Origin of the sequence: Carnobacterium sp. 1290_CSPC, from assembly GCF_001053265.1 — a bacterium.
In the GTDB taxonomy this organism is placed as follows: domain Bacteria; phylum Bacillota; class Bacilli; order Lactobacillales; family Aerococcaceae; genus Aerococcus; species Aerococcus urinaeequi.
Map to the genome: position 1 here is coordinate 1 of NZ_JVVG01000087.1, position 20204 is coordinate 20204.

Annotated in this window: 19 protein-coding genes and 1 tRNA gene; 19 read left to right on the forward strand and 1 reads right to left on the reverse strand. The window is 37.9% G+C overall.

Going from position 1 to position 20204, the window contains the following annotated elements; translation table 11 throughout:
- From metG to AC973_RS07735, 11 genes are all read left to right on the forward strand, one after another.
- The coding region (gene metG, locus AC973_RS07685) for a methionine--tRNA ligase (RefSeq protein ID WP_048729289.1) at nt 1-1821 on the forward strand (1821 nt) is incomplete at its 5' end.
- A 62-nt stretch (nt 1822-1883) separates the two neighbouring features.
- The gene (locus AC973_RS07690) at nt 1884-2681 is read left to right on the forward strand and encodes a TatD family hydrolase (RefSeq protein WP_048729291.1); all 798 of its coding nucleotides are present in this window, start codon (nt 1884-1886) and stop codon (nt 2679-2681) included.
- The gene (rnmV, locus tag AC973_RS07695; protein ID WP_082148271.1) at nt 2682-3311 is read left to right on the forward strand and encodes a ribonuclease M5; all 630 of its coding nucleotides are present in this window, start codon (nt 2682-2684) and stop codon (nt 3309-3311) included.
- 9 nt (nt 3312-3320) lie between these two features.
- On the forward strand, nt 3321-4217 hold the full coding sequence (rsmA, locus tag AC973_RS07700) for a 16S rRNA (adenine(1518)-N(6)/adenine(1519)-N(6))-dimethyltransferase RsmA (protein WP_048729293.1): 897 nt from the start codon (nt 3321-3323) through the stop codon (nt 4215-4217).
- A 118-nt stretch (nt 4218-4335) separates the two neighbouring features.
- The gene (locus tag AC973_RS07705) at nt 4336-4569 is read left to right on the forward strand and encodes a Veg family protein (protein WP_003143068.1); all 234 of its coding nucleotides are present in this window, start codon (nt 4336-4338) and stop codon (nt 4567-4569) included.
- A 164-nt stretch (nt 4570-4733) separates the two neighbouring features.
- Nucleotides 4734-5639 (forward strand): 4-(cytidine 5'-diphospho)-2-C-methyl-D-erythritol kinase, encoded by a 906-nt coding sequence (ispE, locus tag AC973_RS07710; RefSeq protein WP_048729296.1) that lies wholly within the window; start codon nt 4734-4736, stop codon nt 5637-5639.
- 153 nt (nt 5640-5792) lie between these two features.
- Nucleotides 5793-6812: a metal ABC transporter solute-binding protein, Zn/Mn family gene (locus tag AC973_RS07715; RefSeq protein WP_065419884.1), complete on the forward strand. Its 1020-nt coding sequence runs from the start codon at nt 5793-5795 to the stop codon at nt 6810-6812.
- Nucleotides 6813-6844: 32 nt separating this feature from the next.
- Nucleotides 6845-7540, forward strand: coding sequence for a metal ABC transporter ATP-binding protein (locus AC973_RS07720; RefSeq protein WP_048729298.1), 696 nt, complete (start codon nt 6845-6847; stop codon nt 7538-7540).
- A complete protein-coding gene (locus AC973_RS07725; RefSeq protein ID WP_082148272.1) occupies nt 7498-8298 on the forward strand; it encodes a metal ABC transporter permease in 801 nt (266 codons plus the stop codon). The genes AC973_RS07720 and AC973_RS07725 overlap by 43 nt, the downstream gene beginning before the upstream one ends.
- A 161-nt stretch (nt 8299-8459) precedes the next feature.
- The gene (gene purR / locus AC973_RS07730) at nt 8460-9281 is read left to right on the forward strand and encodes a pur operon repressor (RefSeq protein WP_048729301.1); all 822 of its coding nucleotides are present in this window, start codon (nt 8460-8462) and stop codon (nt 9279-9281) included.
- Nucleotides 9282-9480: 199 nt separating this feature from the next.
- A complete protein-coding gene (locus AC973_RS07735; RefSeq protein WP_048729304.1) occupies nt 9481-10524 on the forward strand; it encodes an acyltransferase in 1044 nt (347 codons plus the stop codon).
- A gap of 41 nt (nt 10525-10565) precedes the next feature.
- Here AC973_RS07735 and AC973_RS07740 read toward each other — a convergent pair whose 3' ends face one another.
- Nucleotides 10566-11681, reverse strand: a complete 1116-nt coding sequence (locus AC973_RS07740; RefSeq protein ID WP_048729307.1) for a glycosyltransferase family 4 protein — start codon at nt 11679-11681, stop codon at nt 10566-10568.
- A gap of 172 nt (nt 11682-11853) precedes the next feature.
- Between AC973_RS07740 and AC973_RS07745 the strand changes: the two genes are divergently transcribed.
- From AC973_RS07745 to AC973_RS07780, 8 genes are all read left to right on the forward strand, one after another.
- Complete coding sequence (locus AC973_RS07745; RefSeq protein ID WP_048729309.1) at nt 11854-13020, forward strand: nucleotide sugar dehydrogenase; 1167 nt, start codon at nt 11854-11856, stop codon at nt 13018-13020.
- Nucleotides 13021-13160: 140 nt separating this feature from the next.
- The gene (locus tag AC973_RS07750) at nt 13161-14330 is read left to right on the forward strand and encodes a glycosyltransferase (protein WP_048729311.1); all 1170 of its coding nucleotides are present in this window, start codon (nt 13161-13163) and stop codon (nt 14328-14330) included.
- 42 nt (nt 14331-14372) lie between these two features.
- Entirely contained in the window at nt 14373-15659 is a 1287-nt protein-coding gene (locus AC973_RS07755) for an O-antigen ligase family protein (RefSeq protein ID WP_048729313.1), read from the forward strand.
- A complete protein-coding gene (locus AC973_RS07760) occupies nt 15660-16769 on the forward strand; it encodes a hypothetical protein (RefSeq protein ID WP_048729315.1) in 1110 nt (369 codons plus the stop codon).
- A gap of 12 nt (nt 16770-16781) precedes the next feature.
- Nucleotides 16782-17543, forward strand: a complete 762-nt coding sequence (locus AC973_RS07765) for a glycosyltransferase family 2 protein (protein ID WP_048729317.1) — start codon at nt 16782-16784, stop codon at nt 17541-17543.
- A 36-nt stretch (nt 17544-17579) separates the two neighbouring features.
- A tRNA-Arg gene (locus AC973_RS07770) sits at nt 17580-17652 on the forward strand.
- A 37-nt stretch (nt 17653-17689) separates the two neighbouring features.
- Entirely contained in the window at nt 17690-19057 is a 1368-nt protein-coding gene (locus AC973_RS07775; RefSeq protein ID WP_048729319.1) for a polysaccharide biosynthesis protein, read from the forward strand.
- Between the two features lie 148 nt (nt 19058-19205).
- The gene (locus AC973_RS07780; RefSeq protein WP_048729321.1) at nt 19206-20162 is read left to right on the forward strand and encodes a glycosyltransferase family 2 protein; all 957 of its coding nucleotides are present in this window, start codon (nt 19206-19208) and stop codon (nt 20160-20162) included.
- Nucleotides 20163-20204 lie beyond the last annotated feature (42 nt).

The window sequence follows — 20204 nt, forward strand, 5'->3', positions numbered from 1 at the left end:
GGTATTTCACCGCAAGAATACGTTGATGGTATGGCGGCTGGCATGCAAGAACTTTGGAAGACAATGAAGATTTCAAACGATACTTTCATGCGTACTTCAAGCCAACAACATATTGAAGCCATTCAATACATCTTCGAACGCTTATTAGAACAAGGTGATATTTACCTAGGTGAATATGAAGGTTGGTACTCAGTTTCTGATGAGGAGTTCTTCACTGAAACCCAATTAGAAGAAGTTTACAAAGATGAAAATGGCAAAGTAATCGGTGGTAAAGCGCCATCTGGTCACGACGTAGAATTAGTGAAAGAAGAATCTTACTTCTTCAAGATGAGTAAATACGCTGATCGTTTACTACAATACTACGAAGAGAACCCGACATTCATCCAACCTGAAACCCGTAAAAATGAAATGATCAACAACTTCATTAAACCAGGTTTAGAAGACTTGGCGGTTTCACGTACATCATTCAACTGGGGTGTGCCAGTTAAATCTAACCCTAAACACGTTGTCTACGTTTGGATTGACGCTTTGGCGAACTATATTACAGCCTTAGGCTACCCAAATGCGGATGCTGAAAATTTTGACAAATACTGGCCAGCAAATATCCATTTTGTAGGTAAAGAAATCGTTCGTTTCCATACGATTTATTGGCCAATTATGTTGATGGCATTAGACTTACCACTACCAAAACAAATCTTTGGCCACGGTTGGTTATTGATGCAAGATGGTAAAATGTCTAAATCTAAAGGGAACGTTGTTTACCCAGAAATGCTAGTTGAACGTTATGGTCTAGATGCCTTACGTTACTACTTGATGCGCGAAGTGAAATTTGGTCATGACGGTATCTTTACCCCTGACAACTTCATCAACCGTATTAACTATGACTTAGCGAATGACTTAGGAAACTTATTGAATCGTACTGTTTCAATGGTTAACAAGTACTTGGGTGGTCAAGTGGGTGCTTACCCAGGTCAAATTACTGACTTTGATGCACCATTAGAATATTTAATCACATCTGAAGTGGCAGCTTACCGCCAATCAATGGATGACCTACAATTCAGTGTAGCCTTAGACCACGTTTGGGAGATCATCTCTCGTACCAACAAATATATTGATGAAACAGCGCCTTGGATCTTGGCCAAAGATGAAGCAGAAGCAAGTAAATTACAATCAGTGATGTACCACTTGGTAGACTCATTACGTGTGATTGCCATCCTAATCCAACCAGTTATGGTTGAAACGCCAGCTAACATCTTTGAACAATTAGGTTTAGATTTTGACGCTGACGCAGGTTTTGAAAATGCCAAAGTTGGTTTATACCCAGAAACTGCGAAAGTAGTTGAAAAAGGGCAACCAATCTTCCCGCGTCTAGACCACGATGAAGAAGTTGCTTATATCCAAGCGCAAATGGCTGCCAATAAACCAGCTGGCGACGAGGAAGAAGATGAAAGCTTCAACCCTGAAGAAACTGAATTGGTATCCGTTAAAGATAGCCAAATCAAATATGATGTATTTGATAAAGTTGAAATCAAGGTTGCTGAAGTGATTGATGCTGACTTCGTTGAAGGGGCAGACAAATTATTGAAATTCAGATTGGACGCAGGGGACAAGGGTCACCGTCAAATCCTATCTGGTATTCGTGAATTCTATCCAGATCCAAGTGTTTTAATCGGGAAAAAAGTTTGCATCATCGCCAACTTGAAACCACGTAAGATGAAGGGTGAAGTTTCTCAAGGAATGATCCTTTCTGCAGAACACGAGGGTAAACTACAAGTAGTATTTGCACCTGAAGATGCTGCAAATGGTAGTGAAATAGCTTAATGATAACGCGAAGAAGGGGCTGGTTGTCACAGTCCCTTTTTCTAAGTTAAGAAAGGAAAAATATGTTATTTGATACGCACACACATTTAAATGTAGATGATTTTAATGACGACCGCGATGAAACCATCACTCGGGCTAGACATGCTGGGGTAAAAGGCTTTGCCTTAGTAGGTTTTAACTACAATACCATTAACCGAGCCCAAGAAATGATCAAGGAAAATGGGGACATGGTTGGAATTTACGGTTGGCATCCAACTGAAGCGGTGGAATACAATGCTGAAGCTGAAAAATACCTATTATCTACTTTAGAAGATGACCGGGTAGTGGCGCTTGGGGAAACAGGCTTGGATTATTACTGGGATACTAGTCCCCGTGACGTACAAGAAAAAGTTTTCCGCCGTCAACTAGCGATTGCCCGCGAATTACAGTTGCCTATTGTCATCCATAACCGGGACGCGACGGCTGATTGTTACCGCATTTTAAAAGAAGAAAAAGTGAGCGACTTCGGTGGCATTATGCATTCCTTTGGTGAAACACCTGAATGGGTCGAGAAATTCCTAGATTTAGGCATGCATGTCTCTTTTTCCGGGGTATCGACCTTCAAAAAAACGGTGGAAGTGCGGGAAGCTGCTAAATTGGTGCCTGATGATAAGATTTTGATTGAGACAGATTCGCCGTATTTAGCGCCGGTACCAAAACGGGGCAAACGTAATGAATCAGCCTTTGTAGCCTATGTGGCAGAGACCTTGGCAACGACACGTGAAAGCTCAATTGCAGATTTTGAAGCGCAAACCTTCCAAAATGCTTTGGATGTATTCGCATTGGATTTTGATGGCCAACAATTGGTCAAAAGAAAGTAGATGCGTGATATGACAGCTGAAGACAAACAGGGAGAGATGGCGAAAGCTGAAAATCCATCTGCCAAACAAAAGAAACAGATTAAACAGGTGATTGTAGTTGAGGGCAAGTCAGATACCCAAAGGTTGAACCGGCTCTACCAAGTCACAACTATTGAAACTAACGGGTCAGCGGTTGATGAACGGACCTTGCTTGAAATCAAGAAAGCTCATGAACTCCATGGGGTGATTGTCTTTACAGATCCAGATATCTCAGGCACTAAGATTCGTCAAGCGGTTGTGGACGCTGTACCTGGTGTTCAACATGCCTTTATTGAACGAGATGAAGCGAAACCAAGTCACAAGGGGAGTTTAGGGGTTGAGCATGCCTCTGATACAGCGATTGAAAAGGCGCTGGCCAATGTTTACCAGCTGGCTGATCCAGCAGGAAACGCGGTTGAACCTATCGCACAAAAAGACTTGATTGCCTTAAGGTTGATTGGGGCACCGGATGCCAAAGACAGAAGAGGATACTTATCTAGCCAGCTACACTTGGGTTATGTCAACGGCAAACAGCTTGCGAAACGGTTAGCCCTTTTCCAGATATCATTAGACCAAGTGGCAGCAGTGCTTGAAAATTACCAAAAGAAATAGGTGAAAATTATGAATGAACCATTTAAATATATCGCAACGCCTTCAAGAACGGGTGCCATCTTAAAGAAATTCAATTTAGATGCGAAAAAGTCTTTGGGGCAAAACTTCCTGACTGAACCGCAAATCCTACAACATATGGTGGACGTAGCAGGGGTGGACAAGGATACCAACGCCATTGAAATCGGACCGGGGATTGGTGCTTTAACGGAGTTCTTAGCCATCAACGCCAAGGAAGTATTGGCTTTTGAAATTGACCAACGCTTGTTGCCAGTTTTAGCAGATACCCTAAGTGATTACGACAACGTAACAATCAAGCATCAAGATATCTTGGAAGCGGACTTGAATGCGACAATGGCGGCTTTCCCACCTGCTGAGCGGACGGTTGTAGTGGCTAACTTGCCGTATTATATTACAACGCCAATCATCTTCAATTTACTTGAAGCTAGCTTCCACTTCGACCAATTCATCTTGATGATGCAAAAAGAGGTAGCAGAACGATTGACAGCAGCCCCAGGAACAAAGGCTTACGGGTCATTATCAGTAGCTATTCAATACTACTGTGACGCGGAAATCGCCTTTACTGTACCGCGGACTGTTTTTAACCCGCAACCTAACGTAGATTCGGCTATCTTGGCCTTAAACAAGCTGGATAAACCAAGAATTACTGTTGAAAATGAAGCATTTTTCTTCCAGTTAGTACGGTCGAGTTTCAAACAACGACGTAAGACCATTTGGAATAACTTACGGGCTGCCTTTGGAAAAGAGGAAGTCGTGGTTGAAAAAATGTTAAAAGCCCTTGAGGTTGCAGGTATTGACCAAAAGCAACGAGCGGAAACTTTAACGATTGCTGATTTTGGACACTTGGCAGACGCCCTGTACAAAGAAGATTTGACCTTCCAAGATTAAGAACATTTGGCTAAAATTCTCACCTATTTTACCATTATAATTGTTGACAATAAAAGACAAAAATGGTATTTATATATCTTGTATTTTATGGTATACTGTACGGTAGAGAGGTGAGGGCATGCCAAATAATATTGCAACTATTAAAGCGGAACTTGAAGGAAAAATCGGTGAACGCGTCCATCTTACACAACAGATTGGTCGTAAACGCGTGATGAAACGCCAAGGGGTGCTAAGTGATACTTTCCCTGCTGTTTTCGTGGTTGAACTAGACCAAGAAGAAAATAAATTTGAACGCATCTGCTATAGCTATTCCGATGTGTTAACTGAATCAGTCGAAATCGAATTCGAATAAGCGATTGAAATGATATATATATTATATACGACATTGAAAACCGTCAGTATCTAGCTTCATCTGTGAAGTGCTTGATATTGTGGTTTTTTTCTTTTTAATCCGTGATATTTTTGGTAAACTTATTAGTAATTATACGGAAAAAATATTGGACGGGAGGTTTGCTTATGATCGAGGGAGAAGTAGCACCGGCAAAGATCAACCTTGCTCAAGATATATTATTTCGTCGTTCAGACAATTACCATGAAGTAGCCATGGTGATGGCGTCAATCGATTTGTCAGATTACCTAACTTTTGAAATGATTCCAGAAGACAAGATTATCGTAGAGACGAGTCGCGCCTTTTTGCCAGAAGATAACCGCAACCATGCCTATCAAGCGGCCCAGCTCATGAAAAAAGTGGGCAATATCAAGGCGGGTGTTCATATCTCTATTGAAAAGCGGATTCCTGTCGCAGCAGGTTTGGGGGGTGGGTCAACGGACGCAGCAGCAGTTTTTCGTAAACTCAACACCCTATGGGATATCAACTTGCCCTTGAAAGAATTGCAGGCGTTGGCTAATCAGGTTGGGTCTGATGTGGCTTATTCGATTGCGGGCGGCACGGCTTTAGTTGAAGGGCGTGGGGAAAAAATCCGCCAAATTCAACCAGCTCCTAAATGTTGGATTATTTTAGCTAAGCCAGCTATCTCGGTTTCAACACGAAAAATTTTCAACCAACTAGATGTTGAACGGTTAAACTACGAACCCAATGCGCCAAAAGTACTGGCAGCCCTAGAGTCAGGGTCTTATGAAGACCTCATGGCAGCAATTGGGAATTCCTTGGAACCGGTGACTTTTAGCCAACACCCGAAATTGGCTAAGTTGAAACAACAGATGCTCGATTTTGGTGCAGATGGGGTCACTATGTCTGGTTCAGGTCCAACAATCATTGGCTTTACCCAGGTTTATAGCCGTGGTCAACGGATTTATAACGCCTTAAGAGGATTTTGCCAAGAAGTTTATATGGTACGTGTCATGCCAGAAATTAATGATGTCTTTAGAAACGAATCTAATGAGGAAAGAAAACCATCGTAAGTATTGGAGAGGGGTCGAATTACTAATCGACTCTTTTTTACTTGCTTGCTTTTTGTAAGTATGCTATATTAGCTTTTGTCAAATCGTACCGATTACGATTTAATGAAGGAGTATTCATATATACAGATAGTAATTTTTAAAAAGGAGGACATTGTGAATAAATTTAAACGTTTAGTTATGCTGCTATCTTTATCAGCCATCGCCTTTTTGGCAGCATGTGGCAACGGGGCATCTACATCAAGTGATGATGATAGCTTACAGATTATAACGACTTTTTACCCAATGCAAGCTTTAACCAATGCAGTGGTTGGGGATAGTGCTGAGGTAACGGTTATGATGGAGAATGCGGATGCCCATGAATATGAGCCGAGTGCGCAAGATATTGCGACTTTAAATGAAGCAGATGTCTTTGTTTATAACAGTGAAGACATGGAAACCTTCGTACCAACTTTATTAGAATCGATTGATAACCCAGATTTAGTCATTATTGAAGCAGCTTCAGAAGTTGAATTGATCGATGGTGATGTGGAAACAGTCGGAGAAACGACTTCTGAAGAAGAGACTGAAGTACATTCTGAAGAAGAACATACAGACGAGGATACTGATGCTCAAACAGAGGAAGACCACGACCACGAGGGCCACAGTCACGAAACGGACCCACACACTTGGTTAGATCCTGTCAATGCGGTCACTGAAGCACAGACAATTGCCAATGCATTAACGGAATCAGATCCTGATAACGCTGAAACTTACCAAGAAAACGTGGGACAATTTGCTAGCGATATGATGGCCTTTCATGATGAATACGCCAGCCTATTTGAATCAGCAGAAACTAAAACTTTCCTTACCCAACACGCAGCCTTTGGTTACCTAGCAAACCGCTACGGTCTACACCAAGCAGCAGTTACAGGTGTGACGGAGTCAGTTGAGCCATCGCCTAAACGTATTGCAGAAATCGTTTCTTATATGGAAGAAAACAATATTTCTGTCATCTACGGTCAAGCTGGTGGTGCTACTGAAATTGCGACCACTATCGCGTCAGAAGTGGGCGGTACAGTAGGTGAATTGCAGTCAATGGAGAGCGTTGACACTAGTCAATATCCAGCTGACGGCGACGGCTTTATCGCTATTATAAAACACAATCTTGAAAGTTTAGCCGAAGGCGTTCAATAAATAATTTAACCATTAAGAAAAGGAGGGATACCATGCACTACATTGAGGTGAAAAATTTAGGCTTTTCATGGGATAACGAACCCGTATTAAACGACATTTCCTTTACCGTAGACCAGGGTGAATTTGTCATCCTCACCGGGGAAAATGGCGCCGCCAAATCAACTTTATTACGCAATATACTTGGCCTTTTATCACCTGATCAAGGGTCCGCTGCAATTTCTAAAACCAATGCTTTTTGTCAAAAATTACAAATCGGCTATGTACCGCAAACTTTGAACAGCTTTAATGCTGGTTTTCCAAGTACAGTCTATGAATTTGTGGCTTCTGGTCGTTTCCAACAAGATCGTTGGTTTAAAAAACTAGATGACAACGATAAATCACATGTCGAAAGGGCCTTAAAATCAGTCGGTATGGAAGAACAACGCAATAAGAAAATTGGGGACCTTTCTGGTGGACAGAAACAACGAGTAGGTTTGGCGCGCGTCTTCGCGACCAATCCAGATTTATTCATTTTAGATGAGCCAACAACAGGGATGGATAAGAATTCCCGAGCGGCCTTTTATAATTTATTACGACACAACACAGAAAAACATGGGAAAGCTATTTTGATGGTAACTCATGACGATAATATTATAGATGAATACTATGATAAACGTGTGCATTTAGTAAGAGAGGAGAATTCGCCGTGGAGATGTTTCAGTATGAGTTCATGGGACGGGCATTCATAGCCGCGACCGCTATTTCATTTATTTCCCCAATCCTAGGCCTCCTATTAATCATGCGCAAGCAATCATTAATGGCGGATACCTTAGCCCATATCTCATTAGCCGGAGTGGCTTTCGGTTATTTACTAGGGGTTGAACCAACCATTACGACCATCTTGTTCGTAGCGGCAGCCGCCTTAATCTTAGAATACTTGCGGGTCGTCTATGCCCACTATTCAGATATTTCGGTTGCCATGATGATGTCTGGTGGGATGGCTTTAGCCTTACTACTATTGAACCAAGTAGATTCAGCAGCCTCTATTAACGCCTACCTATTTGGTTCTATCGTGACCGTTTCGTCATTACAAGTCTATATCTTGGTTGGATTAGCGGTATTTATTGTAGCTGGCTACTTAATTTTTAAACGGCCTTTATACCTCATTTCATTTGACGAAAACACCGCCTACACGGCAGGTTTGCCCGTTCGAATGATCTCAGTCATTTTTTCAATTATTACTGGGATGGCCATTGCCTTAATCATGCCAATTGCAGGGTCACTACTGGTATCTGCGATTATCGTTATGCCAGCAGCCATTGCGTTACGACTAGTGAAAAACTTTGATTCAGTCATTATCGTCGGTGTGATCATTGCCATGTTTGGGATGTTTGCTGGGCTGACAACGTCTTACTATTTAGACACACCACCAGGTGCAACAATTGTTGCCATCTTCGTTTTAATATTCATTATCGAAAGTGGTTTTCTTAAAATTACTAAAGGCTAATTACGAATGTTTAGGAAATGAGCTAGTTCTTTCGAGAATTAGCTCATTTTTATGCCATTTACAAAAAATAAACGAACATTATCATAAATTCCCCTTTCAAATTGACTAGATTCAATATATAATAAATATCAATATAAAAGAATTTTGAAAGGTTGGACTATATGAAAATCAAACGTAGCCCGCGACTAGTGGACATGACACAATATTTATTATCACACCCACACAAGTTGGTGTCGTTAACGTTTTTTGTGTCACGTTACGAATCAGCGAAATCATCCATTTCTGAAGATTTGACGATTTTAAAAGAACAATTTGAATTAAGTGGATTTGGAAGAATCGAAACTGTAGCTGGAGCTGCTGGTGGTGTCATCTATATTCCAACAATGTCAAAAGAAGACGCGATTGTTGAAGTGGAAAATCTGATTTACCAATTAGAAGCTGCAGATGACCGGATTCTACCAGGTGGATACTTCTACCTAACTGACTTATTAAGTGACCCAGATCAGTTACGCAAAATAGGTAAAATTATTGCAAGCTATTATGCAGAATCAAAAGCAACAGCTATCATGACGATTGCGACAAAAGGTGTGCCAATCGCACAAATGGTTGCACTATACCTGAACATTCCATTCGTTATTGTGCGTCGTGACTCAAAAGTGACTGAAGGCTCAACAGTCTCCATCAACTATGCTACCAAAGGGACAACCCGCGTAGAAAAAATGGAATTAACAAAGTCTTCACTACCACAAGGTTCGCACGTACTAGTAATTGATGACTTCTTGAATGGTGGGGGAACAATTACTGGGATGAATTCAATGTTGAAAGAATTTAACTCAACGTGTGCTGGGATAGCCGTATTGTGTGAATCTGATACCCCAGACCGTGAAATCGACTTTGAATACGAGTCACTGATTAAAGTGCAAAAAGACCCTTCATTTGCCAAAGGATTCGAATTAACACTAGGTACAATGTTTAAAGATTAATGGAAATTGCAAGAGACCTGTAAACCATTGTAAAAACATGGCTTAAAGGTCTTTTTTCGTGGCTATCTTTATAGGAACTAAAAATCCAAGTACCATTGCATTTTATGAAATATATGTAATATTCTATGTTTTAGCTTTTTAAAGTGATAGACTATTTTATTATGAGCATTAATATTTCAATTTGGAAAGGTAAGTGGAGATGAAAGAACGACAACAAAATTTTGAATTGCTTCGAATTATTGCGATGTTTATGATTGTAGTTTCGCATGTGATTACCCACTATATCATGAAAGCAGATATGGAAATAAGTGGCGTGAACAATTTCTTACTAAGCCTACTGCGAGCCGTCATATATGTTTGTGTAAATGTTTATATTATTATTACAGGATATTTTTCAATTAATTCTAAACAATTAAAAATAACGAAAATAATGAATGTAGCTTTGTTACCAGGATTCATTTCGGCAATGTTGCTTATGGTATTAATGGTATTTGGGGATATTGATTTTGATATCTGGCGAATAGTAGGCAAATTATTTGCTACTTTTAGAGGTGAATACTGGTTTATTTCAACCTATTTTGCCCTATGCTTGTTTATTCCTTTTTTAAATAAAATAATTCACACGATAAGTCAAAAAGAGTTTCAACAATTTCTCCTTTTACTTACGTCAGTTGGTATTATATGGCCATTCTTTGTAGATAGTGAGGCATTTATTTCCTTTAATTCAGGTTTTTCCTTAATATTCTTTTTCTTTTTATACTTTGTCGGTGCTTACATTCGTTTATATGGGGCTTTTTTCAAAGACTTTACACGTAATCAATATTTAATAAGTTATTTAATGCTTGCTTTAGTGACAGGTATATTACAATTTGGTTTACCAGAGATAGATTTTTTAAACTATAATGGTCCATTTGAGTTCACAATGTCTTATTTTATCTTTATGTATATCAAAAATGTAAAAGTTAACTCTGTTAAAATAAACATAATTGCTACCTATACTTTAAGTGTATATTTGGTGCATGAGCAAGCAGAAATACGTGAATTTATTTGGAATCTATCATTTATTCATCAAATTATTCAATGGTCACCCATTACATTTATCCCGGCAATCATATTTGTAGCCGTATTAGTATTTACTGTTTCTTGGATGATTGGATACCTATTGACCAATCTTTATAGCAAGTTAGAACAAGGTATGTTTCATTTATTTAAAGTAAAAGATGGTAGTCCAACAATTGAGTAAACAAAAAATGTGCGTTAGTTTTTGCCTAACGCACATTTTTTTTAGTTCTGAAGGATTCTTTGGTAAATATCTTGATAATCTCTGTGAATATCATCCCATTGGAATTTTTTGGATTCTTTTAATGCATTTTTAGAAATTTCTGGATAGTACTTTTTGATGTAGTCGACAGCATCTTTAAAGGCAGCAACATCAAATCGATCTACCGAAATACCAACTCTTTTGTTAGGGAAGAAACCATCAAAACCTTCTCCACTCGTGTAAATTACTGGTAGGGATTGGCTCATCGCTTCAACATAAACTAGGCCAAATGTTTCAGGTGAAGATAGCAGGGCAAATATATCTGCTGTTCGGTAAAAGGCAATTAATTGATTTTTATCCATTGGTTCATGATATACCACGTATGGTTTTTTTATCAGTTCATCAAATATCCCTTGATCCCAGTTAGGGCCGATAACGTGTAGCTCAGCTGGCGCTTCATCCTGGTTATAGGCAGCGACATAGTCTGCTAAAGTCAGTAGGTTTTTAGCTTTTTGAACTTTTGCGGTCGCAACAATTTTTAAAGGCTCATTTAAAGTCCCTTGGCGATTTTCAAAGGCATGTTCATGCCAGAACTGATCGATACCGTTTGGCAAGACTAAGGTCTTTGCTAATAACTCCTTTTTAATTGATGTAGGAATATATTTTTCAAAGGTATTCTCAAAATTATTTTGTGAGATAAAGATAATTTGACTGGCATTCTTCAAAATATTTAAACCAATAGGTCTTAACCAAAATGCTTTTTTAAAGAAATCAGCTACTTCATTGCTTCTAACTGCTACAACGTAAGGTGTCCCATATTCTTTATGAATTTGGTAGGCCATATACCCGTTGGTAAATAGGGAATGTGCATGAATTAAGTCGTATTCGCCAGTTTTATAGCGTTTTTTTAAATCTCGATAGATTTTATTTTGCTTATAGAAGTAGAAAAATCGTTCGATTTGGTTGAAGACACGGACAGTTTGAGCATATGACGCTTTAGAAGCAATCCGTTCTTCAGGATACTGGTTTGAAATAGGGACGTATACATCAATATCATGTCCGTCAGCTACTTGACGATCAAATAGTTGCCGAAACAAGGGTGAAGTTGAATAGTAAGAACAAGTATGTAAGATTTTCATGGGTAAAACTCCTCAATTTATGCTATATCTAGTATACCAAAAGGCTATTTAATTTTTTTTTAAATATTGGTCAAGTTTAGATATGATATAATTTATTTCAGAGTATTAATGACAAGTGTTACAATGAAAGTATATAAAAAATAAATAAATGCATACGCAGGAGGATACTTGAATGAAAATTACTGTAGTGGGAGCAGGGTATGTAGGGTTGGCAAATGCCATCTTACTAGCACAAAACAATGAGGTAGTAGCGTTAGAAGTGAACCCAACAATTGTAGACATGTTAAATAATAAACAAGCACACATCGCGGATAAAGAAATTGAACAATTTTTAACCACAAAACCTTTAAACTTACGAGCAACTTCTGATAAAGATGATGCCTACAAAGATGCAGACTTTGTGATAGTCGCAACTCCAACTAACTATGATGAAACAACAAATTCATTTGATACATCAACAGTTGAAGGTGTAATTGACGATGTCTTATTGCAAGATACTAAAGCGCCAATTATTATAAAATCTACAATTCCAGTTGGCTTTACCCAAGAAATGCGTCAAGCTAAAGGTACAGACCGTATCCTATTCTCGCCAGAGTTCTTACGTGAAGGACAAGCCTTATACGATAACTTAAACCCTTCTCGTATTATTGTTGGGGACCACACTGATCAAGCAAAACAATTTGCTAACTTATTAGCTGAAGGTGCTGAAAAAGAAGATATCGATATCTTGTTTATGGAACCAACTGAAGCTGAAGCCGTAAAATTGTTTGCAAATACATATCTAGCTATGCGTGTAGCCTTTTTCAATGAATTAGATACCTATGCGCAAATGAAAGGTTTAAATAGCCAATCTATTATTGATGGTATTTCATTAGACCCACGTATTGGTACACACTACAACAACCCTTCATTTGGGTATGGTGGATACTGCTTACCAAAAGATACGAAACAATTGCGTGCGAACTTTGAAGGTGTACCAAATAACATTATTTCAGCTATCGTTGAAGCAAATAAAACACGTAAACACTTTATCGCGGATGCAGTTGCTGAAAGATCACCTGAAACAGTTGGTATTTTCCGTCTAACAATGAAATCATCATCTGACAACTTCCGTGAATCAGCTGTTCTAGACATCATGCGTCAACTTGAAGCGAAAGGTCTAGAAGTCATTATCTATGAACCAACTTGGAAAGAAGCAACATACGATAATTATCAAGTAGTTGCTGATTTAGCTGACTTTAAAGATAAGGCGGACGTTATTATAACAAATAGAATGACTGATGAATTAGCTGATGTTCCGAACAAAGTATTTACACGGGACGTTTACCACAACAACTAATTTTTAAATGGATAGATTAAACAATGTATCTAGAGTTTTCTAGATACATTATTTTTTATCCGTTTATACTTTTTAAATGTATAGTATAATAGTCAAGATTTTGAAAATGAGCGTTAATAAAACTCAGGGAGGAGTATCAGATGCAAGAAGCGAAAAATAAAAAACAATTACGCATTTTACATGTGATGAGTGGCTTTGGTGGAGGCATCTCCTCGTTTATTTTAAATAAAGCCAAGCAAATGCCTAAGTATAATGTGACCTTTGATGTGGCCACCTATGATGAATGTAGCGAAGAATTTGAACAAGCTATTCAAGCAACTGGCGGTCGGATTTTCCGTCTGGTTAATCCAAAGAAATATGGATTCAAAGCCTTTAAAACTTCTTTTTCAAAACCATTTGAAGAGGAGGCATATGATTTAGTTCACTGTCATATTGAAGGCTATCGTGCAGTTCCTTATTACCGTATAGCAAAAAAATATGGCGTTAAGCGGTTCTATATTCATGCCCATCTAGTGAATGATTATAAAATCAAAACTAAGAAAGACCAATTGGTTTATGGTTTCAATAGAAAACTCAATACCAAGTTATCAACTGATATTGTTGGTTGTGGGCGTTTAGCCATTAAATCCGTATTTGGTCCAAAGACCAATTTAGATACTTCTATGGTTATTCCAAACTCCATTGATTTGAAGGAGTATGCGAATCCGGAAAACGTCTATGCACAGCATAGGGAAGCGGGGCGCAAGCGATATAATCTTGATGAAAATACACTTGTAATAGGCCATGTTGGGCGTTTAAAGCCGGTGAAAAATCACGATAAAACATTTGAAATTGCAAAAGCCATTCAAGAAAGTAATCTTAATGCAAAGATTCTAATTATTGGGTCAGGTGATTTAGAAGAAGAATTGAAGGCGAGAGCAGCAGACTTGGATATTCTGGATACTGTTATTTTTACTGGTAGAATCAGTCCGATTTCTGAATTCTATCCATCCTTAGATGTTTTACTGTTACCGTCCTTTACTGAAGGCTTGCCAACGACAGTTGTCGAAGTGCAAGGTGCAGGTGTGCCAACAGTTATGTCAGGTACGATTACTCCTGAAGTTGATCTAGACTTGGGTATGGTTGCTACTTGTAGCTTAGACGATGATGGACAGGTATGGCTTGAGTCATTACAACAAATGGCTAATACATCAGTTCCATCAGTAGAAAAACGTTTAGCTGCTTTGGAAAATAATTATTTTTCAAATGAAGCGTCAGCGAAACTGTATGTAGACTTCTTTGTGGGGAAAATTAATGACTTTCAACTTTAAAAACAATTATCGTGCACTAAATAGGAAGGAGGCGCTTAAGCCTTGCTAGTATATCTTATTTTTTTGGTATCTAGTGTTTTCCTTGGATCCAATTTAATTGCCGTTACTTTACCAGTAGGTCAAATTTCAATTTATCGAATTTTCTCGCTATTGGTGATACCGATGGTCATCTTTTTCTTGATTAAAGATAGAAAAGCGTTTAAAATCCGCCGTAATTCCTATGCTACCGGAATGGTAACTGTTTATCTATTTTGGTGGGTGTGGGCCTTATGCTCAGTCCTTTGGGCGATGAGCATAGGGGCTTGGCTTCAAGCAATGGTCTTGTTGACTTTAGGGATATCCAGTATCCTAGGTATCTTTTTATGGACTAGAGATTATCTGCAATGGCGGACTTTAATCAAGGCAGTATGGGTCATGATGACCTTTTTAAGTATTTGGGGATTATTTGAAATCACCACAAATATTTATTTGCTTGCCGATCTAGGTAAATTGGACAAATATTCGACCTTCTTGACACAACCGTGGACGAGGATACCTATCACTTATCTTGCCAACCAAAATGACTATGCAACTATCTTGTTAGCATCGTTACCAATAAATTTAATCCTCATGAATACGACGAAGAATAGTTTGAAGAAATTATTAACACTTGTATGTATGCTATTATCAACGTTTTTAATTTTCCAATCCGGCTCACGAATGAGCTTATTAATGGCACTGGCCTTTTATGGTATATATGTCTTATTAGGTGTTCGTTGGGATTTCACAAGAAAGCAAGTGTTAACTACCGGAAGTATCATATTAACACTCGCTACACTCGCTTTTGCTTTTGTTCCACCAATTAGAGGGATGGTTACTGACTTAATTTACATTTTACCAAGACCAGTAATTTCTGGAGATGTGGGTAGGATGAATATGTGGCGAAATGGGTTAATGTACTTAGGGAAGACTTTCGGTCTTGGTGTAGGTGCTGGTAATATAGAAGTGTGGATGGAGATATTTGGACCATTACCAACCAATAATATCTTTAATATTCACAATTGGTGGCTAGAAATCCTTGTGGGCTATGGCGTCTTTATATTTATCGCTTATGTCTTAGGATACGCCTTAATGATATATCGTCTATTCAATTTGAAGAAATTTGTCAATAGAATGCACCAGAAGATTATGAATGCATTCATTTCATTTTTACTTGTTTTTATCGGTGCTAGTATCACAAGTGCCAATAATATGTTAATTGAATGGCATTGGGTATTCTTTGGATTAATTATTGCCTACATTGGCATTATGGAAGCACAAGTTTTTGGAAAGAAAAAGAGGGTAGCATAAATGAGTTTATTAACAATAATTGCTGAACTATGGCGATTTTTCATCAATAACATTATCAAAATTATAATCGGCGCCATCATTGTCATGGGATTGACCTTAGGAGCACGGATGCTTTTAACCAATTACATTGAAAACTCTGCAATTGGTGAAGCAACTTCTGAAACATCTGCGAATGCAGAGTTAACACCAGAAGAAATCGAAGCATCATACAACTACTTAGCTACTGTATATGAGCAAGAACCAGCAGAATTCTCTTTTGTGGGCATCAATCCAGAAGGGTTAATTTTAGGTAATTCATTTATTTTAGATGAATTCTTATCACGTCCAGATATTGTGGCTGAGTTAGAAGAGATTTCTGGTGTCGACATCACCGCTACGCTAGAAGCACAAGAAAATGTTGGACTAGAAAAATCACGCGACTTCCGTGGTGGACTTGCAGCCGTTCGAAATACCTCTACGGATGAAATCACTATGCGTGTCTTAGTGGGGCAAACTGCAGAAGAAAACTTAGCTGTGGCAGAAGCTATCTATCAATATATTGTTGATGGCAATGTACCAATTTATGAAAATTACGACATTACTTTCTTATCTACACCAGATATCGGTGAAGATTTAATTGTTGAAGAAAATATGATGATTCCAACACCTGAGACATTATCAGGACTTCAACCACAAGAAACTGGTGGCTCATTAGTCATCTATGCTGTTTTAGGTGGGGTTCTAGGTGTGATTTTATCAACAGTCGTATTATTTGTCTTACATTTCTTCAGTAAGAAAATTACCTATGCTTATGATTACACTTGGGATTTTGATGACTACCAATGGTTAGTAGACAGCAAAAAGGTTAATACAGAGAACTTAAATAACTGGTTAATGATTCCAGCTGATAAAAGTAGAATTGCCTTAGCGCAAACGACAGATAATGAAATTGTCCAGGCTTTCTCAAATGCACAATTACCAGTCAGCAGCCAATTAAATGTCGAAGATCAAGCACCTGAAGAAGTGATTATCTTTATTGAATCAGACACTACTGATAAAGATTGGTATCAAAATCAATTTGAATTGAGCAAGTTGTATGAATCAAGAGTGAAGATTATTCACTTGAAATAGGAGGCAAAACAGATGACTTTCCAATCCAATCTAATCTCAATAGTAACACCTGTCTATAACGCTGAACGATTCCTTGGTGAAACGATTAAAGGTGTTCAAGCCCAAGAGTATGCTAATTGGGAAATGTTACTAGTAAATGATCAGTCGACAGATAACAGCCTGGAAATTATCGAACAGTTTGCAGCAGAAGACAGCCGAATTAAAGTGATTAATTTAGCTGAAAATAGTGGTGCTGCTGTAGCTCGAAACACTGGTATTGAAGCGGCCCAAGGTCAATATATTGCCTTCATCGATTCAGATGATGTGTGGGATAAGGATAAATTAATCAGACAAATCTCTTTCATGAAAAAAGGTGACATTGCCTTTTCTTACACGGATTTCCGCCTTGTTGATGAAACAGGTCAAGTGCTGAAAGAAAAAGCCAATGTACCCATTTCTTTAGACTATACTGGTCTATTGAAAAATACGGCTATTGCTTGTTCAACAGTGATGATTGATCGAAATATCATTGGTGATTTCCGGATGCCTCTTGTACGAAAAGGACAAGATACGGCAACTTGGCTGCAGATCATGCGGGAAACGGGCATTTCAGCCTTTGGTATTACTCAACCTTTAAATTCTTATCGACAAGTTGTAGGGTCAATTTCTAGTGATAGAGTAGGTGCCTTAAAACGTACTTGGAATACCTATTACAATTTAGAAAAGTTACCACTACCAAAAGCAAGTTACTATTTCGCTTCCTATGTTGTCAATGCGATATTAAGAAGATTATAATGATGAATGTAAGTGGCCTAGCCACTTATATTATCTGGTCTCGTAGCTCAGGGGATAGAGCACTCGTTTCCTAAACGAGGTGTCGGAAGTTCGAATCTTCTCGGGACCGTTAACAAAATTAAAACAAAAATATTGTGAGGATAAAAATGAAGACTTTAAAGAACATTTTAAACGTTGCAATGTCTAATATTGTCGGCTTCGGGACCAGCTTTATCGTTGGTTTCATCTTGCCGGGGATTTTGACTGTCGCGCAATACGGGTCTTATAGGCAATATACCTTGTACCTGAGTTTTACCTACCTTTTCCATTTAGGATTTGCAGATGGGATTTATATTAAGTATGGTGGAAAGGAATTAAATGAGTTAGACTACAATGTTATCAGAGATGAACATAATTTTGCGAATTTTTTCCAGTTCATCATGTTCATAGGAATGTTCCTAATATCTCTTATTACAAAAGATCCGGTACTGATTCTTTTCTCGATCGTTACCTTCTTTTCAAATGTAACGACTTACCAATCAAATTTTTTACAAGCAGTTGGTCAATTTAATACATTTACGATTGCTTCAATGTTCCGGTCAATTTCTTATATTTTGTTACTACTTGCGGGTATTTTCATCTTTAAATCAGAAGATTATATTTTCTATATCATTTTAAATGTTATTTCTTATATTCTGATGTATCTATACTATGAATATATCTTTGTCGGTAAACTAGGCTTCAATCCTAGTTTCACGGTAAAGGATAAATTACCCATTTTTCGAGTGGGTTTTCTGATTCTATTAGCCAATATGTCACTGACATTTGTAGGAAACATTGGTTCTTGGATTGCTAACTGGGGATTCCCCATCGAACAATTTGCACAATATTCATTCCAGAATTCAGTTTTAAATGTCATCATCCTAATTGTGAATGCCGTTGCCTTAGTATTCTATAATCTGATCTCTAAGACGGATAATCCAAAGGTAGCAAATGTGATCAAACAATTAACCTTACTGTTGGGTATTTTTGGTGGTTTAGCCTTTTTCGTGTTTAAGTGGATCATTGAATTTTTCCTGCCTGCTTATACACCATCAATTGAAATGTTATCTATTACATTTGTCTCAATTCCATACATCATGATTTCAAAAATTGTGATTTCGAATTTATATAAAGCAAAACGAAGTGAGAAAAAATATATTCGCGACTCCATTCTATATGCACTAGCAGCCTTTGTATTTGTATATGTCGTATTCTTACTGACACAAAGTTTATCTGGTATCGCTTGGGCAACAACCCTATGTTACTTCCTGTGGTATATGTATGTATCCCGACGTGAATTCACCCACCTGAAAGGTGATACAAGCGAATGGATGTTAATTCTAAGTCATGTACTTGTATTTTATTTAACCGCAAATTTCTTGAACATCTATATTGGTTTCATTGTATATGCTATTTATTTATTAGCCATCTTAGGATTGAAACGGGTAGAATTACAAGGGATTTTCCAACAAATACTAAAAATGGAAGAATAATTATATATGCATTGAGAGAATGGATTTTATATCCATTCTCTTTTTTATAATAAGGATAATAGTATAATCCAGAAGAGTGTGAGAATAAACCAATTCTAGGTTAAATTTTTGGTACAATGAAGAAAAGTAAAAAAGGAGTAACCAATCCGTGATAACGATTATCGTTCCTTGTTATAATGAGGAAGAAACAATTCCACTGTTTTTTGCTGCTGTAGAAGCACAAAAACAAGTGATGAATACGACTTTTGAATATATATTTATCAATGACGGCTCTAAAGATAAGACTTTACAAGTCATTCAAACATTATCAAGAGAAAATGACGATGTTCATTTTATTCATTTTTCTAGAAATTTCGGTAAAGAAGCAGCTATGTATGCTGGCTTGCAGCATGCAAGTGGCGATTTTGTCACAATCATGGATGCAGATTTGCAAGATCCACCGGAATTGTTACCCCAAATGTACGATTTGTTGGTACAAGATACTGAATTAGACTGTGTAGGTACACGGCGTGAGGATAGAGCGGGCGAATCTGCCACAAGATCGTTGTTTGCAAAAACTTTTTATCGTTTAATGGCGAAGATTTCAGATGCACAAATGGTTGATGGCGCTCGTGATTTCCGCTTGATGCGCCGTCAAATGGTTGATGCAATCCTATCTTTGACGGAATATAATCGTTTTTCAAAAGGTTTATTTACCTGGGTAGGATTTAATACATCTTATTTGACCTTTAAAAATCGTGAGCGTGTAGCTGGAGAGACGTCATGGTCTTTTAAACAATTATTTAGATATTCCATTGAAGGTATTACGGATTTTTCTGATCTACCCTTGTCTATTGCAACTTACTTGGGCACAATTTCTTGTATCGTAGCCATCTTATCGATATTTGTCATTGTGATTAGAACATTAATTTTTGGTGATCCAACAGATGGTTGGCCGTCCTTGGCATCTATTATTTTGCTGTTAGGTGGTATTCAACTACTGTGTATTGGCATTATTGGTAAATATATTGGGAAAATTTATTTAGAAACAAAGAATAGACCTGTTTATATCATCAAAGATACAGATATGGTTATAAAAGAACAAAATAATAAAAAGAGTGCCTAGTATAGGTGTGATATATTATAATGGTTATTGAGACAAAAATTT